This is a genomic window from Oleiphilus sp. HI0125, from assembly GCF_001635355.1.
Window position 1 is genome coordinate 1 of sequence record NZ_LWGF01001036.1, and the last position, 1,018, is coordinate 1,018.

Annotated in this window: 1 protein-coding gene and 1 pseudogene; one reads left to right on the forward strand and one right to left on the reverse strand. The window is 43.3% G+C overall.

Annotation, left to right across the window (positions count from 1 at the left end; translation table 11 throughout):
• The coding region (locus A3762_RS17800) for a polyphosphate kinase 2 family protein (protein WP_369820696.1) at nucleotides 1-492 on the forward strand (492 nt) is incomplete at its 5' end.
• A gap of 27 nt (nucleotides 493-519) precedes the next feature.
• On the opposite strand, the pseudogene A3762_RS17805 reads toward A3762_RS17800, so the two are convergent.
• Nucleotides 520-1,018: pseudogene (locus A3762_RS17805) on the reverse strand (NADP-dependent phosphogluconate dehydrogenase); the annotation flags it as partial.

Sequence of the window (1,018 nt, forward strand, 5' to 3'; positions counted from 1 at the left end):
TTACTTCCAAAGCGTGGGGAAGTTTCAATTTTTGACCGATCTTGGTACGGACGCGTTCTCGTCGAACGTGTTGACAACCTCACCCCCCACAAAAGATGGCAACGCGCATACAAAGAAATTTCTCAGTTTGAAAAACTGCTTATCAATGACGGCGTCATTGTCATTAAGTTGTTTTTGAGCATCTCAAAAGACGAGCAACTCAAACGTTTCAAAGAGCGCATAGAAAACCCTAAGAAGCGCTGGAAAATCACAAGTGAAGATATATTAAATCGACAAAACTGGGACAGTTACCAACAAGCATTTGAGGACATGCTGGATAAAACTGATGGCAAGAAAAACCCTTGGCATATAGTAGCGGCAAACAACAAACGATATGCCCGCATCAACGCGATGAAACATTTCGCCAAACGATTAAATGCCCATATCGACACGGAACAAGTTGAATTACTGAAACCTGAAGTAGAAAAATTGGCGACTAAATATCTGCCTTAACGATTGAAATTCTTATCAACCAATACGCTACACATCATAACTCGACGACGAAGTATCTCCACCTCGCCCAGTCCAATCAGTGTGATAGTACTGTTGAGTTTCATCACCGTCTAACTGATAGGTATGCGCCCCGAAGTAATCTCGCTGCGCTTGGATCAAATTTGCAGGTAGTTTTTCGCGACTATAAGCCTCAATAAAACTTAGCGCTGAGCCAATACATGGCACCGGTACTCCGCTCTCAACCGACTTGGCCACTAGCTTTCGCCACGCAGGTAAACAATCTTGCAAGATCTCATTAAAGTAAGGAGCTAAGCCTAGAAAATCGAGCTGACCATCAGAGGCGAAAGCATCACGAATTTGTTCTAAAAATACACTACGAATAATACAGCCTTCGCGCCACATCAATGCGACATTGCCATAGTTAAGTTCCCAGCCATGCTCGTCTGACGCTGCTTTCATCAGCATAAAACCTTGAGCATATGAGATAATCTTTGATGCCAACAAAGCCTTACGCGCTATCTCTATC